Origin of the sequence: Facilibium subflavum, from assembly GCF_003574485.1 — a bacterium.
In the GTDB taxonomy this organism is placed as follows: domain Bacteria; phylum Pseudomonadota; class Gammaproteobacteria; order Francisellales; family Francisellaceae; genus Facilibium; species Facilibium subflavum.
In genome coordinates this window covers 1-3153 of record NZ_QLIT01000280.1, presented here as the reverse complement: position 1 = coordinate 3153, position 3153 = coordinate 1, and the positions used below count along the sequence as shown (strand labels likewise).

General features: G+C 37.3%; 4 protein-coding genes. 1 reads left to right on the top strand and 3 read right to left on the bottom strand.

The window, feature by feature from the left end:
* Positions 1–56 precede the first annotated feature (56 nt).
* Positions 57–479, top strand: coding sequence for an Mpo1 family 2-hydroxy fatty acid dioxygenase (locus DNK84_RS13380; RefSeq protein WP_119344972.1), 423 nt, complete (start codon positions 57–59; stop codon positions 477–479).
* On the opposite strand, the gene DNK84_RS13375 is transcribed toward DNK84_RS13380, so the two are convergent.
* The 3 genes from DNK84_RS13375 to DNK84_RS13365 all read right to left on the bottom strand — a co-directional run bounded on the left by DNK84_RS13375 (position 462) and on the right by DNK84_RS13365 (position 2857).
* A complete protein-coding gene (locus DNK84_RS13375) occupies positions 462–731 on the bottom strand; it encodes a hypothetical protein (protein WP_119344971.1) in 270 nt (89 codons plus the stop codon). The two genes, DNK84_RS13380 and DNK84_RS13375, sit on opposite strands and share 18 nt — an antisense overlap.
* 117 nt (positions 732–848) lie before the next feature.
* Positions 849–1649 carry a shikimate dehydrogenase gene (gene aroE / locus DNK84_RS13370; RefSeq protein WP_119344970.1) on the bottom strand — a complete coding sequence of 267 codons (801 nt, stop codon included), beginning with the start codon at positions 1647–1649 and terminating at the stop codon, positions 849–851.
* A gap of 140 nt (positions 1650–1789) precedes the next feature.
* Positions 1790–2857: a radical SAM/SPASM domain-containing protein gene (locus tag DNK84_RS13365; protein ID WP_119344969.1), complete on the bottom strand. Its 1068-nt coding sequence runs from the start codon at positions 2855–2857 to the stop codon at positions 1790–1792.
* Between the last annotated feature and the right edge of the window lie 296 nt (positions 2858–3153).

Below are 3153 nucleotides of genomic sequence, written 5' to 3'. Positions count from 1 at the left end.
GAGTTTGATTTGGATGCGGTAAAAAAATTGGTTCACAGAACCTAATAGGATAACGCATGAAAACACTACAATCCTGGTTAGATGAGTACGCCCAAAGCCACCAAAATCAAACGAACAAGAAAATTCATTTTATCTGTGTCCCCTTAATTATGTTTAGCATACTTGGCATTACGCTTAGCATCTCAATCTGGATAACACTTGTTTTAATGATCATCAGCTTTTTGTTTTACTTTCGTTTACATATTATCTTAGGAATTTATATGCTTGTTATTTCATTTATTATGCTGGCGGTACTTATGCAAATTCCCTATCTATTTATTGTCAGTGTTATCATATTTATCATAAGCTGGGTATTTCAGTTTATTGGACATAAAATTGAAGGGAAAAAACCCTCATTTTTAAAAGATTTACAGTTTTTATTAATCGGCCCCCTGTGGGTCTTAGATTATACGCTGCAAAAATTAGGCTGGCGCAAGTAAAACCTTGACTTCTTCTGGACTGACAAATGTGCTGAGTTTCTTTGCGACCTTGCGAATCTGAGAAATCGTTAATGTTTTTTGGCATAGGCAATTAAACAAGTAAATGCTGTGCTTGCAACCTCTTAATGCCGCAAGCTTAAAAACGTAACGCAATTTTTGTCTGGTTGACTTGTCTTTACCATGCGCCTGGTTAAAGGAAACCAGGCGATTAACAACCCAATCAAATGTTAATAAAAATTTCCGACTTAACATATCATTAATCTCCTTATTCACATTACCCATAGTTTTGTAGTTTAACAACAAATTCAACAGGTTTACTTCGTCCTTATTATAAAAAAAATCCGCTATAATGCAAACTCATCTCCCGATTTATTCTGGCACCACACCTCGCCAACGCGAAAAAGCAAGCTTACTTAGCTCTATAAGCATCCCTTTTCCATCACTATTACGAATATTATACTGATCACACCATTTTGTAAAAACAGTACCATCAGGCGCATACATTAGATCATAGCCAACTGCACTTTGCTTAAAATGTGCGGATGTCAAAGGTAACACTTGCCCTTCAACACTGGCTGAAGTTGCATTAATAACAATATCAAATGATCCAGCAATACTTGTTAGCTGGCTGGCAGCTGTTGTAATTTTATTATCCTGAATTGACTCAGCCAGAGCAATGGCCTTGATCAATGTTCGATTAGCAATAGTGATATGTCTTGGCTTTTGGGCAGCAATTGATCCCAAAATCCCTTTTGCTGCACCACCTGCACCAACAATTAATACCGTTTTATTTTTAAAATCGATACCAAACTGTTTATTAATATCATTTATCAGGCCAAGACCATCTAAATTAAAACCTATAAACCGACGATTATGGTCAATGACGACGTTACTAACAGCCTTGGCTTGCTGTGCTAGCTCATCCACCTCATCACAATAAGCATAAACAGCTTCTTTAAAAGGCAGGGTCACACTTAAACCTTTTACTGTTTCATCTAAACGCAATACATTTAATGTTTGCTCTAAATTATCCGGACAAATCTCCAAGGCATCATAACGCATATTTTGCTTGGTTTGTTGCGCAAATTCGCGATGAATCTGTGGTGATAAACTGTGTTTGACAGGATAGCCAATAACATAATATTGGTCGATCATCTCATTTATTGCCATCTGCAATTTTATCCACTAAGATATTTAATCAATATACCATATTTTATATCATATATTGCCACATTAGATATATAAATATTGATTTGCTGGTTGATTGCATTTTTATTCAACAGGGTAAACATTTTCTTATTTATCCCTTGTTATACTACGGCATTACGCCGTTTTGGAATATAGTTACACAAAGGCTCTGGTGCCATATAATCATTACGCATATAATATGCCCTTGTCCGGCAACCACCACAGGTTTTAATATATTCACATTGACCACATTTGCCTTTATAGGCCTTAAAGTTTCTAAGGTTATTCAACAGTGTAGAATTATGCCAGATCTCTTTTAATGGTTGCTGGAAAACATTCCCTGCCGATAGTGGTAAATAGCTACATGGGTTTACATTACCCTTAACATCAATCGTTATAATCGACTGCCCAGCAATACAACCTTTTGATCCCCCTGTTGAAAATGATAACGGCCGTGATTTCACACGCTCCCCGCGATCCTTATTCTTTTCAAAACGTATGCGATAATAATGTGGTGCGCAGGTTGGCCGCACTAACATGTCCCTCTCCTCAGACTCCATCTGATAATGCCAATCTAAAACCTTGTCATATTTTTCATCGTGCAAAAGTGTCTTGATTAACGCCTGGCCACGACCAGTTGGTACCACCATAAACATATACCAGGCCTTGGCCCCTAGAGTCTTGGCTAGTTGATAAGTTGCTGGAATTTCTTCATGGTTTTGCTGTGTGAATGAAGAGTTGACAATAAAAGGAATTCCATGTTTTTGGAAAAGTGAGGCTGCTTTTAATGTTGTATCAAATGCACCGTGTTGCTGACGAAAAGCATCATGTGTTTTAGCATTTGCACCATCAAGGCTTAATGAAACAACTTGAATACCAGATCGTTTGATCTTTTGGCATATATCATCACTCACAAGGGTGCCATTTGTCGCCAAAGCCATTCGTAAACCTTTTTGTGTGCCATAGGCTGCCAATTCAAAAATATCTGACCTTAATAGCGGTTCTCCACCTGAAAGCACTAAACACGGCTTACTGATACTAGTGATTTCATCAATCACCTTAAACCCAGTCTGTGTTGAAAAATCTAAATCTTCAAACTGTCCTAAGCAGGCACTTGATCGACAATGAATACAGGCTAAGTTGCACGCTCTGGTCACTTCCCAGGCAATCCATTTTGGTACCAATGTCATGATATATAAATTCTCAAAGCTTATCGTAATATTTCCCTATTCTAACAAGCTATTTTTTAATCACCAATATCACGTTACTGCTATTAATATGGAAGTTGATCTAAATCAATAAATAAGATTTTCTTATAGCTCAGTTTGATACAGCAACGTGGTTAGGCAGGCCTTCGTCCCCAAACCAAAAAAGCCCGATTTATCGGGCTATGGCTATTATGGTTATGGTATTTTATTTTTCTAATGGATTTGTAAAGGATTTGGCGGTGACCTACTTTCACATAGCGAATGCTATACTATCATCC

What these genes read in the sequence shown, in the direction of transcription:
- DNK84_RS13375 (WP_119344971.1), bottom strand. Translation starts at nt 731, where the DNA reads ATGTTAAGTCGGAAATTTTTATTAACATTTGATTGGGTTGTTAATCGC.
- aroE (WP_119344970.1), bottom strand. Translation starts at nt 1,649, where the DNA reads ATGGCAATAAATGAGATGATCGACCAATATTATGTTATTGGCTATCCT.
- DNK84_RS13380 (WP_119344972.1), top strand. Translation starts at nt 57, where the DNA reads ATGAAAACACTACAATCCTGGTTAGATGAGTACGCCCAAAGCCACCAA.
- DNK84_RS13365 (WP_119344969.1), bottom strand. Translation starts at nt 2,857, where the DNA reads ATGACATTGGTACCAAAATGGATTGCCTGGGAAGTGACCAGAGCGTGC.